Annotated in this window: 1 protein-coding gene; it reads right to left on the reverse strand. The window is 48.1% G+C overall.

Features of this window, described 5'->3' with window-relative positions; all coding sequences use genetic code 11:
* A partial coding sequence (gene tuf, locus C8R11_RS15835) for an elongation factor Tu (RefSeq protein WP_244907736.1) occupies positions 1–1,049 on the reverse strand: 1,049 nt, incomplete at both ends.

The raw sequence follows: 1,049 nt of genomic DNA on the forward strand, positions 1-1,049 counted from the left end.
AGATTCACCGTCACCGATACATTGTCACCTGGCATGACCATCTCTGTTCCCGCCGGCAACTCAATCGCACCGGTTACATCCGTCGTTCTAAAATAAAACTGCGGCCGATAACCAGGAAAGAATGGCGTATGCCGCCCACCTTCCTCTTTACTTAGCACATAAATTTCTGCTGTAAATTTTGTGTGCGGCGAAATACTGCCCGGTTTTGCCAGCACCTGACCACGCTCCACTTCTTCACGTTTAGTACCACGCAGCAACACACCTACATTATCACCCGCTTGTCCTTGATCCAGCAGCTTTCTGAACATCTCCACACCTGTACAGACAGTTTTCAGCGTAGGCTTAAGACCGACAATCTCAATTTCTTCACCAACCTTAATAACACCTCGCTCAACACGCCCTGTAACCACCGTGCCCCGACCCGAAATCGAAAACACATCCTCAACAGGCATAATAAATGCACCATCAATTGCTCTCTCAGGCTCCGGAATATAACTGTCGAGCGCATCCGCCAGCTTGAGTATAGACGGCGCACCTATTTCGCTCTGGTCACCTTCAAGCGCTTTCAGTGCTGAGCCAATTATGATTGGGGTATCATCTCCCGGAAAATCGTATTTGGACAACAGCTCACGAATTTCCATTTCTACCAACTCCAACAACTCGGCATCATCCACCATATCAGCCTTGTTCATATAAACAATAATATAGGGTACGCCAACTTGACGCGCCAGCAGAATATGTTCTCGTGTTTGCGGCATCGGCCCATCTGCAGCAGACACAACCAGTATCGCACCATCCATTTGCGCAGCACCCGTAATCATGTTTTTAACATAATCGGCATGGCCCGGACAGTCAACATGTGCATAGTGTCTTTTCTCTGTTTCATATTCTACGTGTGCCGTATTAATGGTAATACCGCGGGAACGCTCTTCAGGCGCTGAGTCGATCTGATCGTAGCTTTTTGACTCTCCCCCAAATTTTGATGTCAGTATTGTAGTAATTGCCGCCGTCAGCGTGGTCTTACCATGATCCACATGCCCAATTGTACC

It is taken from the genome of Nitrosomonas aestuarii, assembly GCF_003046585.1.
In the GTDB taxonomy this organism is placed as follows: domain Bacteria; phylum Pseudomonadota; class Gammaproteobacteria; order Burkholderiales; family Nitrosomonadaceae; genus Nitrosomonas; species Nitrosomonas aestuarii.